The 26,109-nt window shown below is 63.5% G+C and carries 23 protein-coding genes; 9 read left to right on the top strand and 14 right to left on the bottom strand.

Annotated elements, in window-relative coordinates; translation table 11 throughout:
- The first annotated feature begins 110 nt into the window (after positions 1 to 110).
- Complete coding sequence (locus L0U82_RS30955) at positions 111 to 3,908, top strand: ATP-binding protein (RefSeq protein ID WP_233837000.1); 3,798 nt, start codon at positions 111 to 113, stop codon at positions 3,906 to 3,908.
- A 15-nt stretch (positions 3,909 to 3,923) separates the two neighbouring features.
- On the opposite strand, the gene gcvA is transcribed toward L0U82_RS30955, so the two are convergent.
- From gcvA to L0U82_RS30925, 6 genes are all read right to left on the bottom strand, one after another.
- Positions 3,924 to 4,838, bottom strand: a complete 915-nt coding sequence (gcvA, locus tag L0U82_RS30950; protein WP_233836998.1) for a transcriptional regulator GcvA — start codon at positions 4,836 to 4,838, stop codon at positions 3,924 to 3,926.
- Between the two features lie 147 nt (positions 4,839 to 4,985).
- Positions 4,986 to 5,732, bottom strand: a complete 747-nt coding sequence (locus L0U82_RS30945) for an SDR family oxidoreductase (protein ID WP_233836997.1) — start codon at positions 5,730 to 5,732, stop codon at positions 4,986 to 4,988.
- Between the two features lie 197 nt (positions 5,733 to 5,929).
- A complete protein-coding gene (locus L0U82_RS30940; RefSeq protein WP_233836996.1) occupies positions 5,930 to 6,817 on the bottom strand; it encodes an AraC family transcriptional regulator in 888 nt (295 codons plus the stop codon).
- A gap of 103 nt (positions 6,818 to 6,920) precedes the next feature.
- Entirely contained in the window at positions 6,921 to 7,322 is a 402-nt protein-coding gene (locus tag L0U82_RS30935; RefSeq protein WP_233836995.1) for a GFA family protein, read from the bottom strand.
- Between the two features lie 148 nt (positions 7,323 to 7,470).
- Positions 7,471 to 7,902 carry a YybH family protein gene (locus L0U82_RS30930; protein ID WP_233836994.1) on the bottom strand — a complete coding sequence of 144 codons (432 nt, stop codon included), beginning with the start codon at positions 7,900 to 7,902 and terminating at the stop codon, positions 7,471 to 7,473.
- A 188-nt stretch (positions 7,903 to 8,090) separates the two neighbouring features.
- Entirely contained in the window at positions 8,091 to 9,086 is a 996-nt protein-coding gene (locus L0U82_RS30925; RefSeq protein WP_233836993.1) for a DnaJ C-terminal domain-containing protein, read from the bottom strand.
- Between the two features lie 345 nt (positions 9,087 to 9,431).
- Between L0U82_RS30925 and L0U82_RS30920 the strand changes: the two genes are divergently transcribed.
- On the top strand, positions 9,432 to 9,782 hold the full coding sequence (locus L0U82_RS30920; RefSeq protein ID WP_233836992.1) for a PilZ domain-containing protein: 351 nt from the start codon (positions 9,432 to 9,434) through the stop codon (positions 9,780 to 9,782).
- Between the two features lie 66 nt (positions 9,783 to 9,848).
- Here L0U82_RS30920 and L0U82_RS30915 read toward each other — a convergent pair whose 3' ends face one another.
- From L0U82_RS30915 to pdxR, 4 genes are all read right to left on the bottom strand, one after another.
- Positions 9,849 to 10,364 carry a GNAT family N-acetyltransferase gene (locus L0U82_RS30915; protein WP_233836991.1) on the bottom strand — a complete coding sequence of 172 codons (516 nt, stop codon included), beginning with the start codon at positions 10,362 to 10,364 and terminating at the stop codon, positions 9,849 to 9,851.
- Entirely contained in the window at positions 10,321 to 10,935 is a 615-nt protein-coding gene (locus L0U82_RS30910) for a LysE family translocator (protein WP_233836990.1), read from the bottom strand. Before L0U82_RS30910 ends, L0U82_RS30915 begins: the two co-directional genes overlap by 44 nt.
- Before the next feature lie 28 nt (positions 10,936 to 10,963).
- Complete coding sequence (locus L0U82_RS30905; protein ID WP_233836988.1) at positions 10,964 to 11,893, bottom strand: bifunctional helix-turn-helix transcriptional regulator/GNAT family N-acetyltransferase; 930 nt, start codon at positions 11,891 to 11,893, stop codon at positions 10,964 to 10,966.
- A gap of 108 nt (positions 11,894 to 12,001) precedes the next feature.
- A complete protein-coding gene (pdxR, locus tag L0U82_RS30900) occupies positions 12,002 to 13,513 on the bottom strand; it encodes a MocR-like pyridoxine biosynthesis transcription factor PdxR (RefSeq protein ID WP_233836986.1) in 1,512 nt (503 codons plus the stop codon).
- 189 nt (positions 13,514 to 13,702) lie between these two features.
- Here pdxR and L0U82_RS30895 point away from each other — a divergent pair, with 189 nt between their 5' ends.
- Together L0U82_RS30895 and L0U82_RS30890 are read left to right on the top strand one after the other, a co-directional pair.
- The gene (locus L0U82_RS30895) at positions 13,703 to 14,455 is read left to right on the top strand and encodes an SDR family oxidoreductase (protein ID WP_233836984.1); all 753 of its coding nucleotides are present in this window, start codon (positions 13,703 to 13,705) and stop codon (positions 14,453 to 14,455) included.
- Positions 14,456 to 14,553: 98 nt separating this feature from the next.
- Positions 14,554 to 15,264: an SDR family NAD(P)-dependent oxidoreductase gene (locus L0U82_RS30890; RefSeq protein WP_233836982.1), complete on the top strand. Its 711-nt coding sequence runs from the start codon at positions 14,554 to 14,556 to the stop codon at positions 15,262 to 15,264.
- Between the two features lie 95 nt (positions 15,265 to 15,359).
- Here the strand turns inward: L0U82_RS30890 and L0U82_RS30885 are convergent, their stop codons facing one another.
- Positions 15,360 to 16,163, bottom strand: coding sequence for a hypothetical protein (locus tag L0U82_RS30885; protein ID WP_233836981.1), 804 nt, complete (start codon positions 16,161 to 16,163; stop codon positions 15,360 to 15,362).
- A 114-nt stretch (positions 16,164 to 16,277) separates the two neighbouring features.
- Here L0U82_RS30885 and L0U82_RS30880 point away from each other — a divergent pair, with 114 nt between their 5' ends.
- Positions 16,278 to 17,171 carry a LysR family transcriptional regulator gene (locus tag L0U82_RS30880; RefSeq protein ID WP_233836980.1) on the top strand — a complete coding sequence of 298 codons (894 nt, stop codon included), beginning with the start codon at positions 16,278 to 16,280 and terminating at the stop codon, positions 17,169 to 17,171.
- 75 nt (positions 17,172 to 17,246) lie between these two features.
- Here the strand turns inward: L0U82_RS30880 and L0U82_RS30875 are convergent, their stop codons facing one another.
- The 3 genes from L0U82_RS30875 to L0U82_RS30865 all read right to left on the bottom strand — a co-directional run bounded on the left by L0U82_RS30875 (position 17,247) and on the right by L0U82_RS30865 (position 19,477).
- On the bottom strand, positions 17,247 to 17,948 hold the full coding sequence (locus L0U82_RS30875) for an NAD-dependent epimerase/dehydratase family protein (RefSeq protein WP_233836979.1): 702 nt from the start codon (positions 17,946 to 17,948) through the stop codon (positions 17,247 to 17,249).
- Between the two features lie 22 nt (positions 17,949 to 17,970).
- Positions 17,971 to 18,834, bottom strand: coding sequence for an SDR family NAD(P)-dependent oxidoreductase (locus tag L0U82_RS30870; protein WP_233836978.1), 864 nt, complete (start codon positions 18,832 to 18,834; stop codon positions 17,971 to 17,973).
- Positions 18,835 to 18,904: 70 nt separating this feature from the next.
- Positions 18,905 to 19,477, bottom strand: coding sequence for a TetR/AcrR family transcriptional regulator (locus L0U82_RS30865; RefSeq protein ID WP_233836977.1), 573 nt, complete (start codon positions 19,475 to 19,477; stop codon positions 18,905 to 18,907).
- A gap of 249 nt (positions 19,478 to 19,726) precedes the next feature.
- On the opposite strand from L0U82_RS30865, the gene amaB reads away from it, so the two are divergent.
- The 4 genes from amaB to L0U82_RS30845 all read left to right on the top strand — a co-directional run bounded on the left by amaB (position 19,727) and on the right by L0U82_RS30845 (position 26,028).
- The gene (gene amaB, locus L0U82_RS30860; RefSeq protein WP_233836976.1) at positions 19,727 to 21,226 is read left to right on the top strand and encodes an L-piperidine-6-carboxylate dehydrogenase; all 1,500 of its coding nucleotides are present in this window, start codon (positions 19,727 to 19,729) and stop codon (positions 21,224 to 21,226) included.
- 149 nt (positions 21,227 to 21,375) lie between these two features.
- A complete protein-coding gene (locus L0U82_RS30855; RefSeq protein ID WP_233836975.1) occupies positions 21,376 to 22,548 on the top strand; it encodes an NAD(P)/FAD-dependent oxidoreductase in 1,173 nt (390 codons plus the stop codon).
- 164 nt (positions 22,549 to 22,712) lie between these two features.
- Entirely contained in the window at positions 22,713 to 23,909 is a 1,197-nt protein-coding gene (locus tag L0U82_RS30850; protein ID WP_233836973.1) for an aminotransferase-like domain-containing protein, read from the top strand.
- 310 nt (positions 23,910 to 24,219) lie between these two features.
- Entirely contained in the window at positions 24,220 to 26,028 is a 1,809-nt protein-coding gene (locus L0U82_RS30845) for a DUF2138 domain-containing protein (protein ID WP_233836971.1), read from the top strand.
- Positions 26,029 to 26,109: the final 81 nt, after the last annotated feature.

The following is a 26,109-nucleotide window of genomic DNA, read 5'->3' as shown; positions in this document are numbered from 1 at the left end:
ATCCCTACTTCGCACACGTCGTCATCCTACCCATGCAAAAATGGCTGTTGCCGGCAGGCTCGCGCCGAGCCCCCGGCACCGACTGACCCTTTCGTGATCAGGAGAGCCGCATGGATTTGACCGACGACAGCCCGCAGCCATCTTCCGGCGCAGACATCGGAAGCGCGAACGGCGGCGGCTCGATGGCACAGCTCGTCAGCGAGTTCGACTGGGCGTCGACAGAACTGGGAGCATCTTCCGGCTGGTCCGCGAGCCTGCGGCTGATCGTCCGCTTCGTGCTCGACAATCGCGTTCCGATGCTGCTGTGGTGGGGGCCGAACTATATCCAGATCTACAACGATGCCTACGCGCCGATCCTCGGCGCCAAGCATCCTCGGCAGGCACTGGGGCGGCCGTTTCGCGAGTGCTGGGACGAAGTGTTCGACGTGCTCGGCCCGCTGGTCGACGTGCCGTTCAGCGGTGGCGAATCCACGTGGATGGACGACATCGAGCTGGTCGTGCGCCGACACGGCTTTGCCGAGGAAAGCCACTTCATGATCGGCTACAGCCCGGTCCCGGACGATGCGGCGCCGCGTGGCATCGGCGGCGTGCTCGGCACCGTCGTCGAGAACACGCAGAAGGTGATCGGCGAGCGCCGGCTGACGATTCTCAGCGAGCTCGCGTCGCATCTGGCCGGAACCAACACCGCCGCGGAAGCCTGCGAGCGCGCCGCCAGCATTCTGGCGGGGCATTCGAAGGATGTGCCGTTTGCACTGCTGTATCTGGCGGACGAAGCGGCGGGCACGCTGCGGCTTGCCGGGTCGAGCGGTTTCGAACAGGGCGCCAAGCAAGGCGGCAATTCGCTTGCGGACATCAACGTCGAATCACCACGAGACGGCATGGCTGCATTGCTGGCCCGCGCGATGCGCACCGGCGCGATCCAGATGCACGACGGCCTCGCGAGCGTGCTGTCCGAAGTCCCGCAAGGGCCTTGGCCCAGCGCCCCGGACCAGCTCGCCGTCGTGCCGCTCAAGTCGAATGTCGCGAATCGCCCGGCGGGTGTGCTGGTTGCCGGCATCAGCGCATGCATCCGCTGCGACGCGCAGTATGTGAGCTTCCTCGAACTCGTCGCGAGCCAGCTCGCGTCGGCTGTGACCAACGCGCGCGCCTATGAGGAAGAGCGCCGGCGTGCGGAAGCGCTGGCGCAGATCGATCGCGCGAAGACAGCCTTTTTCTCGAACGTCAGCCATGAGTTCCGCACACCGTTGACGTTGATGCTCGGGCCGCTGGCCGATGCGCTGATGGCCGCGAACCTGCCGGCCGCGGTGCGGACCCAGCTCGACGTGGCGCATCGCAATGCGCAGCGTTTGCTGAAGCTGGTCAACTCGTTGCTCGACTTCGCCCGCATCGAAGCCGGACGCGCGGAGGCATCGTATGCGCCCGTCGATCTCAGCGCGCTCACTCGCGACCTCGCGAGTTCGTTCCGTTCGGCGATGGAGCGCGCCGGTTTGAGCTACCGAGTCGAATGCGACACGCTCGACGAGCCGGTCTACGTCGATCACGCGATGTGGGAGAAGGTCGTCCTCAATCTGATCTCCAACGCGTTGAAGTTCACGTTCGACGGCGAGGTGAATATCGCGCTGACGCGCAGCGGCGATCGCGTTCTGTTCTCGGTAACCGATACCGGCGTCGGCGTGCCGGCGGAAGAATTGCCGAAGCTGTTCGAACGTTTTCATCGTGTCGAAGGCGCGCGCTCGCGAACTCACGAAGGCTCGGGCATCGGCCTTGCGCTCGTGCAGGAGATCGTGCGGCTGCATGGCGGGACGATCGAAATCGACAGTGTGCTCGATGCCGGCAGTACGTTTCGCGTGTCGCTGCCTTTCGGCACCGCGCATATCCCGCCGCAGCGGGTGCAGGCATCGGCCGTCGCGCGCTCGGCGTTGAGCGGCGCGAAAGCGTATGTCGATGAAGCGTTGCGCTGGCTGCCCGGCGAGGAAGCGCGCCCGGCGGTATGGGACGAAGATCCGGCGGAAGGCCTGAGCCAGGTCGACGGACGCTTTGCCCGCACGTACGGCGCACGCATCCTGCTGGCGGACGACAACGCCGACATGCGCGCCTATCTGCGCGACCTGCTGCAGCCGCACTATGCGGTCGAGCTGGTTCACGACGGCGAGGATGCGCTGCTGCGTGCCGAGGAGAATCGGCCGGACCTGATACTCGCCGACGTGATGATGCCGCGGCTCGACGGCTTCGGGCTGATCGCGCGCTTGCGCGAAGACCCCGGTTTGCGCGACGTGCCCGTCATTCTGATCTCCGCGCGGGCCGGCGAGGAATCGCGCATCGAAGGACTCGCCGCCGGCGCCGACGACTACGTCGTCAAGCCGTTCTATGCGCGCGAACTGCTGACCCGCATCGGCTCGCTGCTCGAACTGGTCCATCTGCGGCGCGAGGGCGAGGCGCGCTTTCGCGCGTACGTGCAGACGACCAACGACGTCGTGTATCGGATGAGCGCGGACTGGCGTGAAATGCGGCAATTGCAGGGACGCAATTTCATTCCCGATGAAGCCGGTCCGAATCAGACCTGGCTCGACAAGTACATCAGCCCCGAGGACCAGCCGCGCGTGATCGCGGCGATCGATCGCGCGATCCGCACGCGCTCGCCGTTCGAACTCGAGCATCCGGTGATCCGCGTCGACGGCACGCTCGGCTGGACGTTCTCACGGGCGATCCCGCTGTTCGACGAAAACGACGAGATCGTCGAATGGTTCGGCGCGGCAACGGACATCACCGAACAGCGTCGATCGCAGGAAGCGCTGCAACGGCAACAGCGTGCGCTCGAAGAAACGGACCGGCAGAAAAACGAGTTCCTCGCGATGCTTGCGCACGAGTTGCGCAATCCGCTCGCACCGCTGCGCAGCGCCGCCGATCTGTTGCAGCTTCTGCTGTCCGAGCCGTCACAGGCACGCCGGACCGTCGACATCATCGAGCGTCAGGTGACTCAGCTCACGAGGCTCGTCGACGATCTGCTCGACATTTCGCGTATCACGCAGGGCAAGATCGAATTGCGGCGCGCGCCGCAGCGTCTCGACCATCTGATCGCCAATTCAATCGAGAGCATCGATCAACTGGTGCGCGCGAAGGGGCACACGATCGCGGTCCATTCCGGTCCTCAGGCGTTGACCGTGATGGGCGATCCGCAGCGGCTCGTGCAGTGCTTCGGCAACGTACTCGCGAACGCCGCGAAGTACACGCCGCCGGCAGGCGAGATTCGTGTGCGAACGCGGCAGGACGGCAATGATGCAGTCGTCACGATCAGCGATAACGGTGTCGGCATTTCGGCCGACATGGTGCCGAAGGTCTTCGAACTGTTTGCGCAGGGCGAGCGCATGCTGGACCGCTCGCAAGGCGGGCTCGGCATCGGTCTCGCGATCGTCAAGCGGCTGGTCGAAATGCACGGCGGCTCGGTTGCCGTGTATAGCGATGGCCCGGACCGCGGCGCGACATTTGAAATCCGGCTGCCGTTGACGGAGGCCCATTCAACGACCGGGATGACGGATCGTCAAACATCAGCCACGACGCGTCGCATTCTGGTAGTCGACGACAACCGCGATGCCGCCGATCTGCTGGCGGCGCTGCTGCAGGCCGATGGTCACGAGGTCACGGCCGCGTATTCGAGCCGCGCCGCGCTCGCATTGCTGGCGCGTTTTCGCCCGGACATCGTGCTGCTCGACATCGGCCTGCCCGATATCGACGGCTACGAACTCGCGCGGCTGATTCGAGCGGAAAAGGATATGCAGCACGTCCGGCTCATTGCGATCACCGGCTATGGTCAGGAGGAGGACAAGGCGCGATCCGCCGCCGCCGGGTTTGCCGCGCATCTTCTGAAGCCGGTGGAGTTCAGCCAGCTGCAGCAATTGCTCGCGCAGTAACGAGCGCGGCGTGGCCTAGCGCATGCCCACTTCTTCGAGCAGCCATTCCTTGAACGCCAGCACGGGTGCGGACTGGCTGCTTTCCTTGCGATGCACGAGGTAGTAGGCGAGCTCGCAGCTCTGCACGATATCGAATGGCTTCACGAGACGGCCTTCGGCGAGGTCGCGTTCCACCAGCGTGGTTCTGCCGAGCGCGACACCGTTGCCGGAGATCGCCGCCTGGAACGCGAGCGCCGAGTCGTTGAGCCGCAAACCGCGATCGGTGTCCACACCATCGCGCTGGCCGGCATGCAGCAGCCACGAACGCCACGTCGGGAACACGCCGGAATCGCTCATCGACATGTCGTGGATCAACGCGTGATGGCGCAGATCGGCCGGTGTCTTGAGCGCGTGGCGGCCGCGTAACAGCGTTGGGCTGCATACCGGGAAAAACTCGTCGCGCAACAGAAACGTCGACACCAGATTGGGCCACACACCCGCGCCATAGCGAATGCCGATGTCGATACGCTCGGCGGTGAAATCCGCGAGATGCGGGCTCGTGTCGATGCGCAGATCGTAATAGGGATGCCGGCGTTGAAAACGTTCGACGCGCGCGAGCAGCCACTTGTCCGCGAAGGCGGCCGGCGCCGTCAGCGTGAACGCGATGCGCGACTTGCTCGCTCTGAGCCGTTCCACCGCATTCGACAGAAGATCGAAGCCGCCCTGCAGGTCGGGCAGCGCGGCCCGCGCGGCATCGGTGAGCGTGAGCCGCGCCGGTCCGGACGACGAGCGATGGAACAGTTCGACATCCAGATAGCTTTCGAGACTGCGCACGAGCTGGCCGACCGCCGCGGGCGTCACGTTCAGCTCCGCCGCCGCCGTGGTGTAGCTCAGATGCCGGGCGACCGCTTCGAAGGCTCGTAGGGCGTTGAGGTTGTGGGGTGCGCGCATGGTGGTGGGAGAGCGGTAAGGTATGGCGACTTTACCGCGAGACCGCGCGCGTGGGTCGATCGCTCGCCGGCGCGTAGGAAACTGACGGTTGTGAGAACGACCGGCTTCTACTGCATGACCGGTCGTTGCCCATCATCGTGTGTGTGCTCAGATTTGCGACAGACCGCCGTCGACCACCAGTTCGGCGCCGGTCACGTACGACGCGTCGTCGCTGGCAAGGAACACAGCGGCCTTAGCGACTTCCACCGCGTCGCCGAAGCGCTTGAGCGGGACCGCCGCGACGAGCGCTTCGCCGGACTTGCGCAGATCTTCTTCGGGCAACCCGAGCTTGCTCGCGAACGGCGTGGCGATCGGGCCGGGGCTCACCGCATTGACGCGAATGCCGCGCGGCGCCAGTTCCGCGCCGATCGAGCGCACCAGCGAGCGGACCGCGGCCTTCGTCGCGGACAGCACCGACAGGCCCGGCGTGCCGACCGTGTTCAGAAACGAGGTCGTGACGACGATGCTGCCGCCGTCGCGCAGATGCGGCGCGCTTTTCTGGATCGTGAAGAAGATGCCGCTGACATTCAGCGCGAACTGTTCGTCGAACTGTGCCGGCGTGACGGCTTCAAGCGGCGCCGCGGTGCCCGCGCCGGCATTGGCGAACACGATATCGATCGCGCCGTGCGTTTCGACGACTTCGGCCACGGCCTTGTCGATCTGCGCCGGATCGCGCAAATCGGCGCGCAGGGTCATGCTGTTCTCGCCGAGCACTTGTTGTGCTTCGCGCAAGCGTTGTTCGTTGGTGCCGATGACGACGACCTTCGCGCCTTCGTCGCGAAAGAGCTTCGCTGTTTCGAGGCCGATGCCCGATGTGCCGCCGGTGATCAGGGCTACCTTGTTTGCCAGTTTCATGATGTGTGTCCTTTGCGTCGATATGAGTCTGTCGGGAGGTCGGTAAGCAGCGCTGCGTTCCGGTGACTCAACTATCGTCGTTGGGGGACAGGGCGGCAAATGAGAAGATCTGTGGGGGCGGAGAAGAAAAACTATCTGGGGTGGGTGAGGTGGGGAGAGGCGGGCGGCGCGGTACTCGTCGCGCCGCCCGCGAGAGGCTATTTCAGCGGTAGGTAGATGTCCGTCACCTGCTCATGTTCCGGGACATCGGGAATCCGCGTCACGTAGTGGAAGAAAGGCGGGAAGTCGCCTAATTCCTCGCCGCTTTGCGGCAGCCACTCGCGGTACAGATAGTAGGCGCTGCCGCTGATGCGATCGGTCGAGCCGTGGTGGCGCACGGTCGCGTAACGGCCGGCCGGGATACGCTTCGTGACGACGCCCTGCGGATTAGCCGGCACCGGACTACTGATTTCGCCACAGACATCGAAGCGGAATTCCGCCGGCGGCGTGGTGGCTGGGTCGCTGTAGGCGAGGCCGAAGGTGCGGCTGGTGGCGATGGGCGACAGGCCACTGCTCTTGCGCCAGTCGATGAAGGTTTGAACCGATTCGAAGATCAGTTCCGGCGGCCCCTGATGCTCGAGCACCGCGATCATCGTTTCCGCGAAATCGACTACTTTCACTTCCATGGGAATACTCCTTTGCCGTTCGGGCAATTGCATACGTTCAGTCCAGGGCTGCCATGCAGGCTGGTCGCGGAATTGAGAGGGCGTCTGTCCGAAGCAGTTCTTGAACGCGCGGGAGAACGACTCCGGATTTTCAAAGCCGGCATCCAGCGCGATGTCGATGATCCGGCGATGCGGTTCGAACGCCAGCTGGTAAGAAGCCCGGCGCAGACGCAGCAATTGCACGTAGCGGGTGACGCTCATCCCAACGTAGTGGGAGAACTGTCGCTGGAAATGAAAGCGGGAGAAGTTGGCCTCGCGGCTCAGTTCTTCCACCGATAACGCGTTGTCCAGATGCAGGTCGATGTAGTCGAGCAGCCGCTCGAAACGCGCTGCATAGATGCTGGCTTTATCTTCCGTCACTCGCTTGCCTTTCCTCTTCAATTCGAGGGCTACTTTAACGGCGTGGTGCGGTGCCAGTCTTGACCGAAAGTGCGCAAGTTCGGGCGCGGCGCTGAACGGGATGCGATGGCAGCCTCGTGCCCCATCAGTCGAATTCGTCGTGTTGCGGCAACTGGTCGGTGATGTCGTACCACGGTGCTTTCGAGCCCACGAAGATATGCGCGCTCGGACGAATCGTCGGCGTATCCGTCAGCGTTCCCAGTGTGACGTGGACGTATTCACCGTTACGCACCAACGAGAACATCAGGCTGCCGCATACCTTGCAGTGCACATCGTGCGATGCGCGCTCGTCGCCGAAAATCGATATGCTGTCTTCGCCTTGCGTGATGCGCAGCTTGTCGCGTTCGATGCCCGCGAACGGTTTGAATGCCGAGCCGGTCGCGCGGCGGCAGTTCGAGCAGTGGCAGTTCAACGCATAGACGAATTCGTCGTTGACCGTGTAGTGGACGGCGCCGCAAAGGCATCGACCGGCAAGCAAGGGTTTCATGGCTGGAATCCAGGCAGAAAGCACGTCGCAAATGGATTGGGAACACAGCAGCCATGATTATTGATGCGCTGCGGCGCGATGTCGAATGACCCGGACTGGCCGGGTCGATCTTTCGCGCTTGGGGCTATCGCGCGATGGCGGCGGCGCTTTATCGACGCCTGAAAATAGCCTGGGTGGTGCTACCGTCAATGGGCGAGGACGTGTGCTGGTGGACGATTTTCCAGCCATCGCTGTTGCGCCCGAGCGTCATGGTCGTGCGATTGTCCATCGAGCGTAATTCCACGCCGTTGGTGTCGATCGCCTTGTAGCTCACGAACGCATGCACGACGGCAAGATCGTCGGCGGTAATTGTCTGCGCGTCGCTGAAGTCCACGATCACGCGTTCCGTTCCCAGCGAGCCGAACCAGCCCTCCACCATCTGCCGCCAGGCTGCGATCCCGTTGTACGACCAGGCGCCCCACATATCGAAGACCAGCACGTGCTGGTCGTATAGCGCGACGAACGCATCGACGCTTTTGGCGAGGACGGCGGCTTTGTAGTCATCCAGGGCTTGCAGGACCGGCTTGTCGAGTGTGTTCACGGCGTTTGCTCCTGAGTCGGATTGCGGGGGCGGCCGGGACTCGCCGAGGACGGCATACCTCGGGCTCTGGCCGGCTGTGCGTGTTACCAGACAACGACGGTCGAGCCGTCATCGAATCGACAGCCAGCCGGAAAAATATTCGGGCTACGCTCGCCTGTCCGCAATCACGATGACGCACGAAAACCCGCCTAACGACTGCCCCCGACCAGCCGGCGACTGCGCAATTCCGCATCGGCAAACATGTCGCGCAATCGTTGTCGTTCGTCGCCGTTTAAATGCGAGGCCGCGGCGGGCATCGCCAGCACGAGGTGCAGCGTCAGGTCGCCGCGCGAGCCGTTGCGGTCCACGAGTCCCTGTTTGGCAAGACGGATCTTGCTGCCGGCTTGCGCGTTCGGCGGAATGGCCAACTGGTGCGCGCGTCCGAGGATAGTCGCTTCGTAGCTGCCGCCGAGTATCGCCGTGACGAAATCAACCTGAATCTCGCAAGCGAGATTCAACCCGTCGCGACGGAACGCCGCATCGCACACGATCGCGACCGAGCAGATCGCGTCGCCCGCCGGGCCGCCATTGACGCCGAGATGGCCGCCGCCTTCGATAACCAGACGCTGACCATCCCATGCACCTGGCGGAATCGTCACCGCCGCCGACTTCATCGTGACGCGGCTACGCGTGCCGAGACAGGCCGGGCAGGCGTCGCCCGAGCGTGGGCGGCCGCTTCCGCCACACGCGGCGCATTGTTTGCCCGTCGCCGATACACCGCTGCCATTGCAGGCCGTGCACGCGGCGGCCCTTTCCTGACACACGTGGCACGGCTCCTTGACTGGGTAGTTCGCCTGTATCTCGCCGCCGTGGATCGCCGCTTCGAGCGGCACGAAGAGTTCGATCAGACAGTTCGCGCCGCGCATCGCGGGCGCGTTGCGGTGCGGGTCCGGGCGGGGCGGCTGGCTGGGGCGTTCGGCCCATGCCGATGCCGATGGCGGCGGCGAAGCGGGCGGCGCGCGCTTGCCGGTCAGGATCTCGAACGCCTCCTGAATACGGGTGAACACCGGCGCGACCGTCGTTTCGCGTCCCTTGTTGCGATCCGGGTGGTACTTCGCTCTCAAGCGGCGGTATGCGCGCTTGACGTCCGACGGCGACGCAGTGCGCGACAGATTCAGCCGCTTGTAGTATTCGTCGAGATTCACGCGTTTTCGCTCTGCTTTTCTTTCTGATGGCGCAAGTCTATCAAGACGTAATGAAGGAACTTCGGAAACAACTTCGGAAAGAACTTCGCTCGTCCCTGTTTCGCGAATCCGCTACTAAGGGAATAATGTCGTTTTGCCTCGCGATGCCGCGAACCGGTTTGCTCGAAGGTCATTGGGCCGATAGCTGGTGGTGCATGCGGCTGCATGTTCGTGGCGAAAGTGAGAAGGTCGCATCAGGTTCGGGGTAATCGAAGCTGATGCGGCACGCCAGAAGTCATGCCGATCGCCGCTGGATGGCGAAACCACGATGCAGCAACCAGACTTAAAAAAACAGGTGCTATGTCTATGACCGGGAAACTGGATTTGCGCAGGGAAGACCGCGCTCAAATGTTGTTCGCGCCGACCCTGCTAGGCAAGGAGGGGCGCGCTCTCGCGCGAGTCGCCGATCTAAGTATGCACGGAGCATTACTGTACGCGAGGCGCGGCCTGTTCTCGAAGGGGGAGACGATTTCAGGCTGGTTGCAGTCGTTGCCGATCGATGGCGGCGATGAAATCTTCCTGGCCGTTGGCCTGTCGGTTCGCTGGATATCGGAAGATAACGAGGCTGGATGGAGCTGCATAGGCTGCGAAATGCTGCCGATGGATGCGGACTCGTTGGGCACCTTGCAGCACCTGATCGAGGTGTCGGCGCCGTAGGTTCTGTTTCAGCGGGAAAGCACGACCATGCGAAATCCGCCGTAGGCAGGCATGGTCTTCGGTGGATCAAAGACTTTTCGCCATATCGACGATCGTCGAACCGGCGCGCGACGGATGCGGCCGCCGGTCCGTTTCGACATAGCCGAGTTTCAGATAGAACGCGATGTTTCTGCTCATCAGCGCATTCGTATAGAGCTTGATGCAGCACTTACCGTTTGCTTTGGCGTGGCGCTCGGCGTCGGCAATCAAACGGGAGCCCAATCCGCCGCCGGCATGATCCGGGTCCACGGCGACATTGAAGATCAGATCATGGCCGTCGTGAGACTCGACGACGATGAGTCCCGTTACCTCTCCATGCTCGCAAGCCACCCTCACTTCGCCGCGCGCGATACGTGGCGCGTAATCTTCGACAACCGGCAGCGGCGCGAAGCCGAGAACGGGAAGCCATACCGCGTAGGCGCGTTCGGTGATGCGCTGAATGCTGGAAAGATCTTCCGCGTGGGCGTTTCTGATTTCTGCTTGCATTGATTCGGCCCGTTCAGTTTTTGCTGGCAATCGTGACGGCCGCGCCGCCGAGCGCAAACGCGCCGACGCGATTGGCGATGCGAAGCGCGCGCGGGGTTCGCAGAAGGAAGCGCGCCTTATGGGCCGCAAAGATCCAGCTCAGATCGACCGTGACCAACGTGCCGAGCGTCACCGCTGCAACAATGGCCCACTGCCGGAAGCCGACGGACGACAGATCGATCAGCGACGGCAGCAACGCAACGTAGAACACCATCACTTTCGGATTGCCCAGCGTGACGGCCATGCCGGCGCCGAACATCGACAGTGCCGAACGTGTGCGCGGCAAATCATCATTGGTTTGATCGACTGGTTGCCGCCACATCTTTAGCGCCAGCCAGCACAGGTAAGCACTTCCGAGCCATTTGAGGACGACGAAAATGGACTCGAAGGTTTGAGCAAGCACGCTCAATCCCGCCATCGCCATGCTGAGCCAGATCACTTCGCCGATCCACATCGCGGCGACAAACGGCATGATGCCGCGCCATCCGCTCGTGATGACGCGCGAGACCAACGCGACGACGCTCGGGCCGGGTGTCGCAGCGTTCAACAGCAACGCGCTTGCAAAGATCACAACGGACAACGGTTCCATGCCGGTTTCCTTTGAATTGAGCGGCCAGCTATTTCGCGACGCCTTGCCGCCGCTTCACCTGAGCGCCCAGTTTTTTCTCGAACCAATGATGCGCATACGGTTCGTCACTGAACGCTTGCACTTCGACATAACCGGCATGCCGATATAAACGGATTGCCTCCGACAGCGTCCGATTGGTCTCCAGACGAATCTTGCTCGCGCCCATCTCGCGAGCCTGTCTTTCGGCTTCGACAAGCAATTGACGGCCGAGGCCCAGACCACGCCCGGAAGGGCTTACCCACATTCTCTTCAGTTCGGCCGGTGCTTTGCCATGCAGCTTGATGGCCACGCAGCCGACGGGCTTGCCGTGGAGTCTCGCGAGAATCAGCGCGCCTGCCGGCGGCGTCAATTCATCGGCATCGGCCGACAGGCTGAGTGACGGATCGAAGCCCGCATCGAAACGTTGATCGAGCTCGGCGAAGTACTGTTCGAAGCACCAGCGTGCGTCGTCGCTCGTGGGATCCTCGATCGCGAAGCGGACCAGACACGGCTGCAGCAGACGCTCGACTTCGGACATGGCCGCGAGCAGCGACGACCTTTGACGATCGCTCAATGGATCGAGCACACGCAGCGCGACTTCGTCCGATAGCCGGTCGAGTTCCACGCGTTCCGCGAGGCCGGCGCTGGTCAAGCCGGCGCGGCGTACCCGCTGGTCCGCGGGGTCGGTCTGAACGCCGACCATCCCTTGCCGCTGCAAAGACGACAGCATGCGGCTCAGATAGCCCGAATCGAGGTTCAGACGTGCGCGCAGGTCGCGAAGGTCGGCGCCGTCGTGGCCGATTTCCCATAGCAGCCGCGATTCGGCCATCGGCCGGCCGCGGCCGAGAAACTGGTCGTCGGTCGCGCCGATCGCCTCGGCCACGATGCGGTTGAAGCTGCGGACCTGTTCGATGTCGTCGGTGTTCATAATCTCTGACATTAGTCAGAGATTCGGCGTTGGTCAAGATCTGGTCAAGCTTTGGTCAAGAAAGGAATCCGGCATTCGTCACGCCCGCACGTCCCCGCACGTCCCCACACGCCACGCGCGTCAGCCTTCCAGACACGCGCGCAGCTTGCGCGCGAGCCGGTCGGCTTCGTCCGCATCGGCAATATTCGCGAAACCGAGCACGAGACCGCGCGGCGTGCGCGGCGCGCGGCCGGTTGCGTACCAGTTCGAAAGCGGCAGCACCGCGAGCCCGGCTTCACTGGCGCGCGCGGCGACCACGATATCGTCGACGGGGCCATTGGGGCCTTCGGCAAAGCGCGCGGCGAACTGAATGCCGCCCGGCGGCAGATCGACGCTTAGCCGTTCGCCGAAGGCCCGCTCCAGCGCATGCACGAGCAGCACGCGCCGCTCGCCGTACAACGCGCGCATCCGCTTCAGATGCCGCGCGAAATGCCCCTGCCGGATGAAATCCGCGAGCGCGGCCTGCAAGAGCGTCGGCGAACCGGCGTTCATGCTGCGCGCGACGCGTCCAACGCGCTCGACGGCCCGCTCCGGCACCACCACATACGCGAGCCGCAAGCCGGGAAACATCACCTTGCTGAACGTGCCGCAATAGATCACGCGGTCATGACGGTCGAGACTTTTCAGCGCCGGTAACGGCCGGCCCACGTAACGGAACTCGCTGTCGTAGTCGTCTTCGATGATCCAGCGGGACGCTTGCGCCGCCCAGTCCAGCAGCGCCATCCGTCGTGCGAGCGACAACGTATGGCCGAGCGGGCTTTGATGCGACGGCGTGACCATCGCGAAGCATGCTTGCGCATCCAGTTGTATGCCGCGCTCGACATCAATCCCTTCGCTATCCACCGGCACCGGCACGAGTTGCACGCCGGTCTCCGCCAGAAAACCACGCGCGAGCAGATAACCGGGATCCTCGTACCACACGCGCTCGTTCGGTCGCGCGAGACTGCGCAGCACGAGTTCGAGCGTCGCGCGGTAGCCGCCGGTGACGAACACCTGCTCCGGCACGCAGGTCACGCCGCGCGACAGGCCGAGATAGGTCGCGATATGTTCGCGCAGCGGCCGATAGCCGGCCGGGTCCGGATACGCGAGGATCGCCCGGTCGCCGCTGCGCGCGCGCTGCGCCACGAGCCGGTTCCACACCTTGGCCGGAAAGGCGTCGAGCCCGGGCAGCCCGGGCTGCAACGGGCGCGGCTCGCCGCTCATCACGACGGCGAGCGGGCGCGGCGGCGCGGGAGCGTCGCGCGATGCTGCGGGGGGCTGTGGCGGGGTGCCGGGTCCCTTTGTGCCGGACCTGCCGCGCGTGTCCGCAACACCTTGCATCACCGATGCCGGCAGCGACGACGACACGAACGTGCCCGCCGCGCCGCGCATCTGCAGATAGCCCTCATCGACGAGGATCGTGTAGGCAAGCTCGACCGTGCCGCGCGCGGTGTTCAGCTGCGTCGCGAGGCCGCGCAGCGCGGGTACCCGGTCGCCGGGCCGCAGATGCCCCGCGGCGATCGCAGTCCTGAAACGCTCGCAGATCTGCAGATAGATCGGCACCTGTTGCCGCCGATCGATTTCGATGGTCAATGCGGGAGTCGATACGCTCATGACGGTCTCGGAGGTAGCGGGCACAGCGTCCGCTTTGGACTAGTTGGAGCACCGATTCTTGGCACTTCTTCATAGGACATGATTCTTCCACAATAGCCTCACGCGATGCGACGGCGGCACACACTTTCTTGCGATACAGCCCTGCCAGGCGCTCCGCGCGTTCACTTACTTTCATCTGGAGAAACTGCCATGAAAATCGTCGTTATCGGTGGGTCGGGTCTGATTGGATCGCGTGTCATTGCGCTGCTCCGTGAAGCGGGTCATCAGGCGCTTCCGGCGTCGCCGCGCAGCGGTGTCAACAGCGTGACGGGCGAAGGCCTGAGCGAAGCGCTCGCGGGTGCGGATGTCGTCGTGGATGTGACGAACGCACCGTCATGGGAGCCGCAGGCGGTGCTCGACTTTTTCCGCAACTCGGCGCGCAACCTCGGCAAGGCCGAAGTGGCCGCGGGGGTCAAGCATCACGTTGCGCTGTCGATCGTCGGCTGTGAACGCACGCCGGACAACGCGTATTTCGTCGCGAAGGTCGCGCAGGAAGAGGTGATCGAGGCAGCGGGCGTGCCGTACACGATCGTGCGCGCAACGCAGTTCATGGAGTTCATCGGCGGCATCGCGGATTTCGGCACCGAAGACGGCACCGTGCGCATCGGCGATGGACTGTTCCAGCCAATCGCCGCCGACGATGTCGCGGCGGCCCTCGCGCAGGTCGCGCTCGCCGCGCCGCTGAACGGCACGGTCGATATTGCCGGGCCGGATCGTGCGCCGTTTGTGGAGATCGTCGCGCGCTATTTGAAATCGGTAGGCGACGCGCGGCCGGTGGTGAAAGATCGCGATGCGCGTTATTACGGCGGCTATGTGGAGGAGCAATCGCTCGTGCCGCTCGGCGAGGCGCGGATTGGGCGGATCAGTCTTGAGCAGTGGCTGGCGCAGGCCAAAAAGGGTTGATGCCGATTTGGGATTGACGCGGCTATATCGGCGTCGATGTGAGCCATTTGCGCGGTCGGCATTGGAATCGAATAACACTTTCCGGGTTTGGGTAAAGCATGAACACGTCACATAAGGTGGTCGTCGTTACCGGCGCATCGCAAGGGATCGGCGCCGAAGTCGTCAAGGCGTTTCGCAAACTCGATTACCGCATCGTGGCGACCGCGCGTTCGATCAAGCCGACGGATGACGCGAATATTCTGACTATCGCCGGCGATATCGGTGATCCGGCAACCGCGCGCCGAGTGATTTCGGAGGGTGTCGCGCGATTTGGCCGCATCGATACGCTGGTGAACAACGCCGGCATTTATATCGGCAAGCCTTTTACCGAGCACACCGCCGATGATTATGCAGCGGTGATGAATGTGAACGTGGCCGGGTTCTATTACATCACTCAGCTTGCTATTGCTGAAATGGAAAAGCATTCGAGTGGGCACGTGGTCAGCGTGACGTCCAGTGCCGCCGATGTCGCGATGAGCGGCGTGTATACGGTGCTGGCGGCGCTGACGAAAGGTGGACTGAATGCGGCGACGAAATCACTGGCGATCGAATACGGAAGCAAGGGTATTCGCGTGAATGCGGTGGCGCCAGGCATCATCAAGACGCCGATGCATGCGCCGGACACCTATGAAGCGTTAGGGGCTTTTCATCCGCTTGGGCGGATGGGAGAGATGAGCGATATCGCCAACGCGATTCTGTTTCTCGATGCCGCGCCGTTTATTACGGGGGAAATTCTGCACGTGGATGGGGGGCAGAGTGCGGGGCGGTGAGGGCTTGGTTGATTTGGGCGGCGCCATACTAAGACAAAAGCACCTGCCTCTGACAATTCAGCCGCTTCCCGTTGCCCGTTTTTCACCGACCTCGCTCACGGCCTCCCGTCTTCCGGTTTGGGGTCGCCAGCCTCCGCAAAGCGGCTTTGTACCGCGACGAGTTGATCATCCGTGGTCGCAACCAGCCACGATCTTGCGTGCTCGACGATCTGGCGGTTGTGATCTTTCAACGGACCCATTGCCGAAACGGACTTCCACACCACGGGGCCAACCCGGCTGCTTCTGCCCGATGGCGCACCCACTAGCAGGCAATATGGGCCAAGAGGAAGCGACACATACGGAAGGGCGGGAGTGGCGCGCGTACGCCAGTCGATGAACGGCGCCTCGCTGATAAGCAGCGGCGTCGGCAAACCGTAAAGCACACTGAAATCGTACAGCGCCAGTTGCTTGCGCATGCCCGCGTAGACACGCCGGATGTCGTCGACAACCGCGGCGCGGATTTCATCCTCGAACATCGGTTCCTGCGCGTAGCGTGCGGTGGCCTCACGGGCGTCCCGCTGATAGGCGCTGAAGAGGCCGAGTTCCACGCAGTCCTGCACCGCGCGCTGGATCTCCGCGATAGTGCCGGCTTCCTCGGGCTTGCCCAACTGCGCAGCCTTCAGAAACCTGGCAAGCCCCGCTTCCTGAATCGCGGGACCTTCCGCGGATGCATCGCTTTCCGCATCGCTGTCGAGCGGCACGTAAATGTATTCTTCGTTTGCGAAGCGCGACTTCTTGCCTTCATCGAACCTGATTGCGCCATCGGTGCAATCAAGGAATCGCGTGCCGACTCGGCCGTGTTCCCAAACCCAGTTCTTCAGGAACGGACGTAGCGGATGCAGCTTTTCGGGATTAGTCATTGCGGTCTCCAGAGAGCCCCAGTATAGATCGGCGTGGACATTGGCTCGGGCTTGGACGATCACGCGGTTAAGATGAACACTTCCTCGGCACTCGCATCATCCCCGGCTTTCAAAATGCATTTCGATTTCATCGATCTACGGCTGCTCATTCACATCGCCGACACCCGCAACCTCGCGCGCGCGGCCGAGCGTTCGCATCTATCGGCGCCGTCTGCCAGTAACCGGGTCAAGAATCTCGAACAGCAACTGGGTTTCAAGCTGCTCTATCGCACCAGCCAGGGCGTGACGCTGACACCCGCCGGCGAAGCGTTCGTCCATCACGCGCGGCTCGTGCTCGAACGCGTCGAACATCTGGCGGGCGACATGCAGGAGTACGGCGAGGGCATCAAGGGACACGTGCGCATCTGGGCGAACACGACGGCCATCAGCGAGTTTCTGCCGGCCGTGCTCAGCGAGTTTCTGCGCGATCATCCGGACGTCAACATCGATTTGCGTGAAGTGCTGAGCGGCGAGATCGTCAAAGGCGTCGCGGATAGCGCGACCGATATCGGCATCGTCGCGGGTAACGTGCATGCGGAGCATCTGCAGGTGCTGCCGTATCGCGACGATCGGCTCGTGCTGGTCACGTCGCTCGATCATCGGTTCGCGGGCTTGCCGTCGGTCGATTTCTCGCAACTGCTCGACGCGCATTTCGTGAGCCTGCCGACGTCGAGCGCGATTCACGCGTTCATCATGAGCGCCGCCGATGCACTCGGCGCACGGCTGAAACTGCGCATCCAGGTCGGCAATTTCGAGGCCGCGTGCCGGATGATCGAAGCGGGTGTCGGGATCGGCATCGTGCCGGAGTCGGTGGCGGTACGGCATCGGAATACGATGCAGATTGCGCTGGTAGGTCTGAACGATCCGTGGGCCGAGCGCAAGTTGAAGATCTGCGTGCGTAGTCTGAAAGATCTGCCGCCGTTTGCGCGTGTGCTGGTCGACCGGTTGATGGCGGGGGTGGATGCGTAAGCGTGCGCATAGCTCGCTTACGTGCCCGATCCAGTGACGCGCCTCACGCCTCACATACCTCACATGCCTCGTGTGTTACGCCGCATCGACCGTTGCATCACGCCGCGCCTGATCCGCCGCAATCGCGTGCAGATCGCGTGCCTCCAGCACGTTTTTAGGGGCGCCGCGTGTCGTGACCGCGAGCATCGCCCGACCGACGTCGGCCGTCGTCACCAGCCGGTCTCCGAGCACCACGCGCAGCAGCGGCCATAGCGGCTTCGTCAGCATATAGACCAGGTGATACATGCGTGTCTTCGAACGGATTCCTTCGAGCGGTTCGATTGCACCGGGCCGGAACAGATAGACGGCACGGAACGGCAGACGCTGCAGCGCATTTTCGGTTCGCCCTTTCACTCGCGCCCACATGGTGCGGCCGCGCTCGCTGCTGTCGGTGCCGGAGCCCGACACGTAGACGAAGGTCATCCGCGGATTGAGGCGCGCGAGCGTGGTCGCGATAGCAAGCGTCAGGTCGTAGGTCACCCGTGTGTAATCGGCCTCCGACATGCCGAACGACGATACGCCGAGACAGAAGTAGCACGCGTCGAAGCCGCTCAGATCGGGTTCGATCGTACGGCTGTCGGCGAGGTCGGCCAGCACTTTCTCGCGCAACTTCGGATGCTCGATGCCGGTCTCGCGACGTCCGACCGTCTGCACGAGTTCGACGTCGCGCGCCCGCAGGCATTCGCGCAGCACCCCCTGGCCGACCATGCCGGTCGCGCCGTAGATCAGAACTTTCATCGTCGTTCTCCGCGGATCGTTCTCACGCTCGCGGCATCGCCGGGATCGCGCCGTCGGTCCCGAAATCGGTCGACAGCGTAATCTCGCGCCACTGCTCGCCGGCGGTATTGCGCGCGGCTTCGGCCTGGCTCGCAAAATGAAGCGCGTCGCTGCCGAGCAGCAGATGCGCGGGCGGAGCATCGTGATAAGCAAGCGCGAGCACCACCTGCGCCACGCGTCGCGGATCGCCGCGCTCCTTGCCCATGTAGTCGGCGAACAGCTTCAGCAATGCGCCGATCGACGGCTCATAGTCGGGCAACAGCGCCGGTATGCGGCTGCCTGCCTCCTGGCCCCAATCGGTGGCCATGCCGCCCGGCTCGAGCGCCGTCATATGGATGCCGATCGGCGTCAGTTCCTCGCGCAATACTTCCGTAAAGCCGCCGACGGCCCACTTGGCCGACTGATAGGCCGCCATACCCGCCGTGCCCATGCGGCCGCCGACCGACGACACGTTCAGGATATGCCCGGACTTCTGCGCGCGCATGGCCGGCAGTGCCGCGCGCGTCACGTTGACGACGCCATAAAAGTTCGTGTCGATCTGCGCGTGGAAGTCGTCTTCCGGGGTCTGCTCGAACGGCGCGATATGGCCGAAGCCGGCGTTGTTGACGAGCACGTCGAGGCGCCCGAACGCGTCGAGCGCAACCTGCACGGCGGCTTGCGCCGCGGCCGGATCGACGACGTCGAGCGCCGCGATTTTCACGCGCTCGCCATGGAGGGCGGCGAGGTCGTCGAGTTGCTTAGGATCGCGCGCGGTTGCGACGACGCGCTCGCCCGCGGCCAGCGCCGCTTCGACGATATGCCGGCCGAGGCCGCGCGAACTTCCAGTGACAAGCCAGACTTTGGACATCGTGTGCTCCTTTCGTTTGTGGTTATGAGTGATCAATCACTCATTTAAAAAGACAAAAAAACTCGGGTTCTCATGATTGCGTGACGGCGTTCCAGAAGGAGTTGAAGCCGGCGTCCAGATATTTCTGGCGCTGACGCGGTTCGCGAACGATGAAGTCCATCGTCGTCTCGGCCAGCGCGCCCATGATCGCCGACGCAAAAGCCGGCGACTGGTCACGCAGATGGCCGCGCGCGATGCAGTCCGCGATCAGCATGCCGGCGTCGGCAAAGGCCTGCATGCCGACCGCGCGCGACTGTTCGGTGATGCGCTCCGATGCGCTGAGCACCAGCATGACCTTGCGTTTGTGCGGATTGGCGACGCCCCAGTCGACGTAGCTGGTCCACAGGTACAGCGCGCGCTCGCGCAGATTTTCCGTGTGTGGAAAATCAGGCGCGAGCGCCTCGCGCAGTTCGTCCTTGAGCGTCAGATAGAGTGCGTTGAGCAGTGCGTCCTTGCTGTCGAAGTAGGTGAACAGCGTGCCTTCGGCAACGCCCGCCAACTTTGCGATCCTGGCCGTCGGCGCGCCCAGACCCTGTTCCTCGATCACCTGGACGGCGGCGGACAGGATGGCATTGCGCTTGTCCTCGCTTTTCGGGCGGGCCATGAATAAGAGGGAGATCTATAACTGAGTGATTACTCAATCATACGGGGAGGGCGGCGCTCCGGCAACTGGGGCAGCGGGTTGTGCGGGCTCTGCGTGCGTCCAAACGTTGCTCAAAGTTTCCTTCTGGAAACATCGACGCACTTGTCCACTCGGATTTGTCGCTGGAAACCCCTGCTTGCCGCCATAAAACCCCCCGTGTATAGTTTCCGAACTTACTCTTGTTTCTCATCGGAAATTAAAGGGGTTCAAATGGACGCTTCCACCATCCTTGCCGATCTCGGCATTGCTCAAGCCGCGCAAGCCGGCGATATCTCAGTTCATTCGCCGGTCACCGGCGAGCTTATCGGCCGAGTGGCCAGCCACACGGTGGCGGACGTCGACGCCGCGCTCGCGCAGGCCAAGACCGCCTTCGCCGCGTGGCGCAACGTGCCGGCGCCGCGCCGCGGCGAACTGGTACGGCTGCTCGGCAACCGTCTGCGCGAACAGAAGCACGCGCTCGGCAGCCTCGTATCGCTGGAGACCGGCAAGATCCTGCAGGAAGGGATGGGCGAAGTGCAGGAAATGATCGACATCTGCGATTTCGCGGTCGGTCTGTCGCGGCAGTTGTACGGTCTGACGATCGCGTCGGAGCGCCCCGGTCACCGGATGGCTGAAACGTGGCATCCGCTGGGCACCTGCGTCGTGATTTCGGCGTTCAATTTCCCGGTCGCGGTGTGGTCGTGGAACGCGGCGCTGGCATTGGTGTGCGGCAACGCGGTGATCTGGAAGCCGTCGGAAAAGACGCCGCTCTCGGCTCTCGCCGTCAATAAGATTCTCGAAGATGCGCTGAAGGAATTCGGCGACGCGCCGGCCGGGCTCACGTCACTTGCGATCGGCGGCCGCGATGTCGGCGAGAAGCTGGTGGCCGATCCGCGCGCGTCGATCGTCAGCGCGACGGGCAGCACCGAAATGGGCCGCAAGGTCGGCGTCGAAGTGGCGAAGCGCTTCGGCCGCTCGCTGCTCGAACTCGGCGGCAATAACGCGGGCATCGTCACGCAAACGGCGGATCACGAACTCGCGATGCGCGGCATCCTGTTCTCGGCGGTCGGCACGGCCGGCCAGCGCTGCACGACGCTGCGCCGTCTGTTCGTGCACGACAGCGTGTACGACAAGACCGTCGAGCGTTTGAAGCAGCTGTATAGCCGGGTGCCGATCGGCAATCCGCTCGAAAAGGGCACGCTGATGGGCCCGCTGATCGACCGTCAATCGTTCGATCGCATGCAGGAAGCGTTGCAGCAGGCGAAGGCCGAGGGCGGCAAGGTGTTCGGCGGCGAGCGCGTCGAGGTGAAAGGCTACGAGGGCGGCTACTACGTGCGTCCGGCGATCGTCGAGATGCCGTCGCAAACGGCCGTCGTGCTGAAGGAAACCTTCGCGCCGATTCTGTACGTGCTGCGCTACAGCGATTTCGCCGATGCGGTCGACGCGAACAACGCCGCGCATCATGGCCTGTCGTCGTGCGTGTTCACGAGCGATCTGCGCGAAGCGGAGCGCTTCCTGTCCGCAGCGGGCAGCGACTGCGGCATCGCGAACGTCAATATCGGGCCGAGCGGCGCGGAAATTGGCGGCGCGTTCGGCGGCGAGAAGGAAACCGGTGGCGGCCGCGAGTCGGGCTCGGATGCGTGGAAGGCCTATATGCGTCGCGCGACCAATACCGTTAACTACTCGTCGGCGTTGCCGCTCGCGCAGGGTATCGACTTCAATCTCGACTAATGCGTGATTAGCGCTTGATCGGCGCGAACGTTGTCGGGCGGGCGGTGCTTTGATGCGCTGCCCGCCGTTGCATTTATCCGCTTTTCCTTCCTGCAATCCGTTGCGCCGCCCGGCGTTGTGGAGTGGCCGCGTTACTCGTGGAGTAAGACGTGAGTTCCAAAGTCGTGATCGTCGGCGGTGGGGTGATCGGCAGCTCGATTGCGTATTTCTTGCGGCTGTCCAATCCGACAGTCGGCGTCACGGTGGTCGAACGCGATCCGACCTATGCGCGTTCGTCGTCGGCATTGTCGGCGGCATCGATCCGTCAGCAATTCTCCACCCCGCTATCGATTCAGATGTCGTTATTCGGCATCGAGTTTCTGCGCTCGATCGGCGAGCGGCTCGAAGTGGACGGCACGCGGCCGTCGATCGATCTGCACGAAGGCGGCTATCTGTTTCTCGCGACGCCCGCTGGTGAGGCGACGCTGCGCGAGAATCACGCGTTGCAGAAAAGCCTCGGCGCGGATATCAGCCTGCTCGATTCGCACGGCCTGCAAGCCCGTTTCCCCTGGCTCAATACCGATGATCTGGTTGCTGGTGCTTATGGCGAAAGCGGCGAGGGCTGGTTCGACGGCTATGGTCTCGTGCAGGCACTGCGCAAGAAAGCGCAGGCGCTCGGCGCGCGCTATGTCGCCGCCGATGTGACCGCGCTGCATCGCGATGGCCGGCGCGTCACGCAGGTGCAAACGGCGGACGGCGAGCGCCATGCGTGCGACGTCTTCGTCAACGCGGCCGGCGCGTGGTCGCGCAACGTCGCGCGGATGATCGGCATCGAGCTGCCGGTCCATGCACGGCGGCGCAGTATCTTCAACGTGACATCACCGGCGCGGCTCGAACGCTGTCCGCTGCTGATCGATCCGAGCGGCGTGTACTTTCGGCCCGAGGGCAATTCGTATATCTGCGGCACGTCGCCGTCGCCGGACAACGATCCCGACGATCTGCCGCTCGACGAAGTCGATCACGCGCTATTCGACGACGTGATCTGGCCGACGCTCGCGAACCGCGTGCCGCAGTTCGAAGCGCTGCGCGTGCAGAACTGCTGGTCCGGCTACTACGAATACAACGTGCTCGATCAGAACGCGATCATTGGCGGCCATCCGGATATCGATAACTGCATCTTCGCGAATGGCTTCAGCGGGCACGGTTTGCAGCAAGGCCCGGCGACCGGACGCGGCGTCAGCGAACTGATTCTGCACGGCCGCTATACGACGCTCGATCTGAGTGCGTTGAGCTTTGCGCGCGTGCTCGAAAACCGGCCGATCGTCGAGAAGAACGTCGTCTAGTTTTGCGGCCGCGCATGCGGCGGGCGGTACGACAGGTGATGCAAAAAACGCAATACGTAGTGCGCAGATATCGTTTGCCGCCTGTCCCGCCGCTCGCCACAATCGACGCCGATCGTTGTTGACCGTTTTCAATCGACACCTCACGACTACAGGCGGCCGTCACCATGTTCACCTTCAACCCCGCATTCGAAGCACCGAGCGGCTCGCCGATTCGCGAGCTGTTCAAATACCTCGCGCAGCCCGGCATGATCTCGTTTGCCGGCGGCTACCCGGCCAGCGATCTGTTCGACCGTGAAGGACTCGATGCCGCTGCGGCGCGCGCGTCGCAGCAAACCACGCTGTGTCTGCAATATGGCCCGACCGATGGTCTCGCAATTCTGAAAGAGCAACTCGCCCAGTTGATGACCCGGCGCGGCACGCCATGCGCGCCGCCGGATCTGCTGGTGACGACCGGTTCGCAACAAGGCTTCGATCTGCTGTTGCGTGTGATGGTCGCGCCCGGCGACGTGGTGCTCGTCGAACAGCCTGCCTATCCGGCGACGTTGCAGGCATTGAAACTGCAGCAGGCCGATGTGGTGACGGTGCCCGTCGATCAGCACGGCCTCGATGTCGAGAGGCTCGCCGCGTTGCTCGAAGCCGGCACGTTGCGCCGTGCGCCGAAGCTGCTGTACACGGTGCCGACGTTCGCGAATCCGACCGGCGCGACGTTGTCGCTCGAGCGTCGTGTCGCGTTGCTGAAACTCGCCGCGCGTTACCGGTTCGTGATCGTCGAGGACGACCCGTACGGCGATCTGCGGTTCGATGGCGAAGCGTTGCCGTCGCTGCTCGCATTGAGCGAGCAGGTGCCCGATTCGCGCGACTGGGTCGTGCATTTTTCGAGTCTGTCGAAGATCGTCGCGCCGGGTTTGCGTGTCGGCTGGATGGTCGCGCACGCGGAGATCGTCCGCCGTTGCGTGGTCGCCAAGCAGACCGTCGATCTATGCAGCGCGCCGTGGACTCAGGCCATCGCCGCCGAGTATCTGGCGAGCGGCGCGCTGGAGCGGCATCTGCCGCGTATCGTCGATGCGTATGCGTCGAAATGCCGTGCGCTATGCGGCGCGCTCGATGCGGAGCTTGCGCGCGACATCGCGTTTCACCGGCCGGCGGGCGGCATGTTCGTGTGGGCGCGTCTGAAGGCGGGAGGCGATGCGTCCGATTATCTGCATAGGTGCATCGAACAGAACGTGATGTTCGTGCCCGGTGTCGCGTTTTATAAAGACGATGTGGATACGGCGGCGCTGCGTTTGTCGTTTGCCGCGCCGGGCGTCGCCGATATTGAAACAGGTGTTGGCAGAATGAAACGCGCGCTTGAAAAGTTTTGACAAAAAATAGAAGACTGATTACGTCGAAGCAGTCAATGCAGCGTGTGAAACAACAACCCGGCCGGCATTTAAAGCACGGCCGGGTTTTTTTATGCGAATGCGAAAAGTCACGCTGATTTAACACGCACCGAGCAAATTCCTGTTGCGAATCGATGAAACGTGGCCAACTGTGAAATTAAGAAAACGTCGGGTTTGCGTGAAAAAATATCGGTTATCATCGCCCGTTCAATATCGGATGCCTCACATGTTTTAAATCCCGGCAGGCATCCGCGTTTTAATACCATCGCATCGACTCAGAAGAAGAAATCAGATGAAGATGTCGCGAAAAAAGATGGCTATTCTGATCGTCGGTCTTCTGATCGTGGCCGGCGTGATCATTCAGGCGGTGTGGCGTCCGTTCGCGCATCGCAAGGCCACGCAAAGCGCCGCCGTTGCCCTTGATATTCAGCATCCCGATGCCGTGATCGACAGCGAAGCGCTGTCGCGGCTGCCGCGCGACATCGTACGCGTGCCGCTGCTTCACGACGTGCTGACGCAAGACTTCGTCGACTACTACGAATCGGACCCGACGCGGCTGTCCGCCGAAGGCGCGCTGCGGCGTCTCGCGTTCGAACATCAGCTCGACTGGCGCGACGAACTGATCCGCCGCGTGTTCGACGAACCCGCGCATGTGCTGTTGTGGCGTTCGCCCGATGGCCGGCTCGGCTACTGGCTGATGTCGATTCATCGCAATGGTCTCGCGAAACTGCTGCAAAGCTTGGGCAACGTCGCCGCGAGCGACGCGCAGTTGAGCCAGGTCGCGAAGCTCTCCGGCGACGTGCCGGTGTATGCACTGAAGCTCGCGGTCGGCCACACGCTGCTGTTTGCCGCGAAGGACGATCGCCTCGTGGTGCTGTCCGCGCCTGGCATGCTGCTCGACGACAAGGGCGCCCTGCTCGGCGAGCGCGCGGACGCGGTGTCCGACATGCTCGCGTCGGGTCGCGATGACGCGGCGCGCGCATACCGGCTCGATGCGGCCGGCGACGCGCCGAAGGGCCATCGGCTGGTGGTGTCGGCCAACTATCTTTCGTTCGGCTATCAGGCGTTCTTCTCCGGCATCGACGCGCTGCGTTTCGATTTCGCGCCGGATGCGTCGACGAACGGCAACGCCGCCGCGACGTGGAAAACATGGGCGCTGATCGATCCGGACAAACTGCCGCAGCAATGGAATAGCGCGGACTTGTGGCGCGCGTTGCCGGCCAATCCGGCGGCCTGCGCGAGTTTGCCGGCGGACTGGCGCGACGCGTCGGGGCTGCTCGCCAAGGTCATCGATAACGGCGAGCAGGGCGCGGCTGCGATCGGCGATCAACTCGCCGGTCCGGCGGCGGTCTGCTGGTACGCGAAATCGACGTTGCTCGCGCCGGTATTCGTCGCGCGCGTGAAGACTCAGGACGCGGCCGGCAGCGCGGCATTGAAAGCCGCGCTCGGCAAGACTTTCGGCGACGCGATCGGCGCGTACGAAGCGAAGGCCGCGCCGGCCGATGGCGCAAAGTCGTCGTATCTGCGCTTGCCGGTCACGATGCATCAGCAGGGCGCGGATGTGATCGTGTGGCAGCGGCCGGTTAGCGCGCTGTCGGGCACTGCGCTCGCCAGCAAGGCGTCGTTTGCGGCGCAGTTGTCGGCGGAGCACTATTTCCCGGTGACGCTCGCGCTTGCGCACGGCTATCTGATCTTCTCGCCGGACAGCCGTCTCGTCGACGACACGCTCGCGGTGCTCGACAAGCGTTACCCGGCGCTCGCCGATACGCTCGCGCCGCAGCGTCTGCCGCGCACGATTCTGACGCTGACGCCGTCATCGGCCGCCGCGCTGATCGAGCGCGAGGCGGGCGCCGCGCTGCCGCCCGATCAGGAAGCGGTATTCCGCAACGCGGCGCGCACACATCTGGTGCCGAAGCTGCATGCGCTCGCGCACTATCCGCCGGTGTCGTTGACGCTGCCGCAGGACTTGCCGGGGTCGACGAAATGGGTGCCGGTCGACTGGTGGTTCGATCATGCGCAGGGTGGCGCCGCCGCGGCGCAGGACAGCGAGACTGGCACGCTCGGCGCGCCGGTGGATCAACCCGGCACCGAGGCTGACTAGGTGAGCCGTCGTCGCCCACAGGACGCGGCCGGACGGCCCGGCGCCGCGCATCGCCGTTGGCTTGCGCGGGCAGCGTCGATG

Origin of the sequence: Paraburkholderia sp. ZP32-5 (assembly GCF_021390495.1) — a bacterium.
Lineage (GTDB): Bacteria > Pseudomonadota > Gammaproteobacteria > Burkholderiales > Burkholderiaceae > Paraburkholderia.
Note: the sequence above shows the minus strand (reverse complement) of the source record. Positions and strands in the feature narration are given on the sequence as shown.

Bases quoted from the DNA above. Each gene is read 5' to 3' on its own strand.
- L0U82_RS30895 (WP_233836984.1), top strand. From the start codon at position 13,703: ATGAAAATCGTCGTTATCGGTGGGTCGGGTCTGATTGGATCGCGTGTC.
- L0U82_RS30865 (WP_233836977.1), bottom strand. From the start codon at position 19,477: ATGGCCCGCCCGAAAAGCGAGGACAAGCGCAATGCCATCCTGTCCGCC.
- amaB (WP_233836976.1), top strand. From the start codon at position 19,727: ATGGACGCTTCCACCATCCTTGCCGATCTCGGCATTGCTCAAGCCGCG.
- L0U82_RS30955 (WP_233837000.1), top strand. From the start codon at position 111: ATGGATTTGACCGACGACAGCCCGCAGCCATCTTCCGGCGCAGACATC.
- L0U82_RS30890 (WP_233836982.1), top strand. From the start codon at position 14,554: ATGAACACGTCACATAAGGTGGTCGTCGTTACCGGCGCATCGCAAGGG.
- L0U82_RS30875 (WP_233836979.1), bottom strand. From the start codon at position 17,948: ATGAAAGTTCTGATCTACGGCGCGACCGGCATGGTCGGCCAGGGGGTG.
- L0U82_RS30905 (WP_233836988.1), bottom strand. From the start codon at position 11,893: ATGTCAGAGATTATGAACACCGACGACATCGAACAGGTCCGCAGCTTC.
- L0U82_RS30935 (WP_233836995.1), bottom strand. From the start codon at position 7,322: ATGAAACCCTTGCTTGCCGGTCGATGCCTTTGCGGCGCCGTCCACTAC.
- L0U82_RS30850 (WP_233836973.1), top strand. From the start codon at position 22,713: ATGTTCACCTTCAACCCCGCATTCGAAGCACCGAGCGGCTCGCCGATT.
- L0U82_RS30910 (WP_233836990.1), bottom strand. From the start codon at position 10,935: ATGGAACCGTTGTCCGTTGTGATCTTTGCAAGCGCGTTGCTGTTGAAC.
- L0U82_RS30870 (WP_233836978.1), bottom strand. From the start codon at position 18,834: ATGTCCAAAGTCTGGCTTGTCACTGGAAGTTCGCGCGGCCTCGGCCGG.
- gcvA (WP_233836998.1), bottom strand. From the start codon at position 4,838: ATGCGCGCACCCCACAACCTCAACGCCCTACGAGCCTTCGAAGCGGTC.
- L0U82_RS30880 (WP_233836980.1), top strand. From the start codon at position 16,278: ATGCATTTCGATTTCATCGATCTACGGCTGCTCATTCACATCGCCGAC.
- pdxR (WP_233836986.1), bottom strand. From the start codon at position 13,513: ATGAGCGTATCGACTCCCGCATTGACCATCGAAATCGATCGGCGGCAA.
- L0U82_RS30885 (WP_233836981.1), bottom strand. From the start codon at position 16,163: ATGACTAATCCCGAAAAGCTGCATCCGCTACGTCCGTTCCTGAAGAAC.
- L0U82_RS30845 (WP_233836971.1), top strand. From the start codon at position 24,220: ATGAAGATGTCGCGAAAAAAGATGGCTATTCTGATCGTCGGTCTTCTG.
- L0U82_RS30920 (WP_233836992.1), top strand. From the start codon at position 9,432: ATGACCGGGAAACTGGATTTGCGCAGGGAAGACCGCGCTCAAATGTTG.
- L0U82_RS30945 (WP_233836997.1), bottom strand. From the start codon at position 5,732: ATGAAACTGGCAAACAAGGTAGCCCTGATCACCGGCGGCACATCGGGC.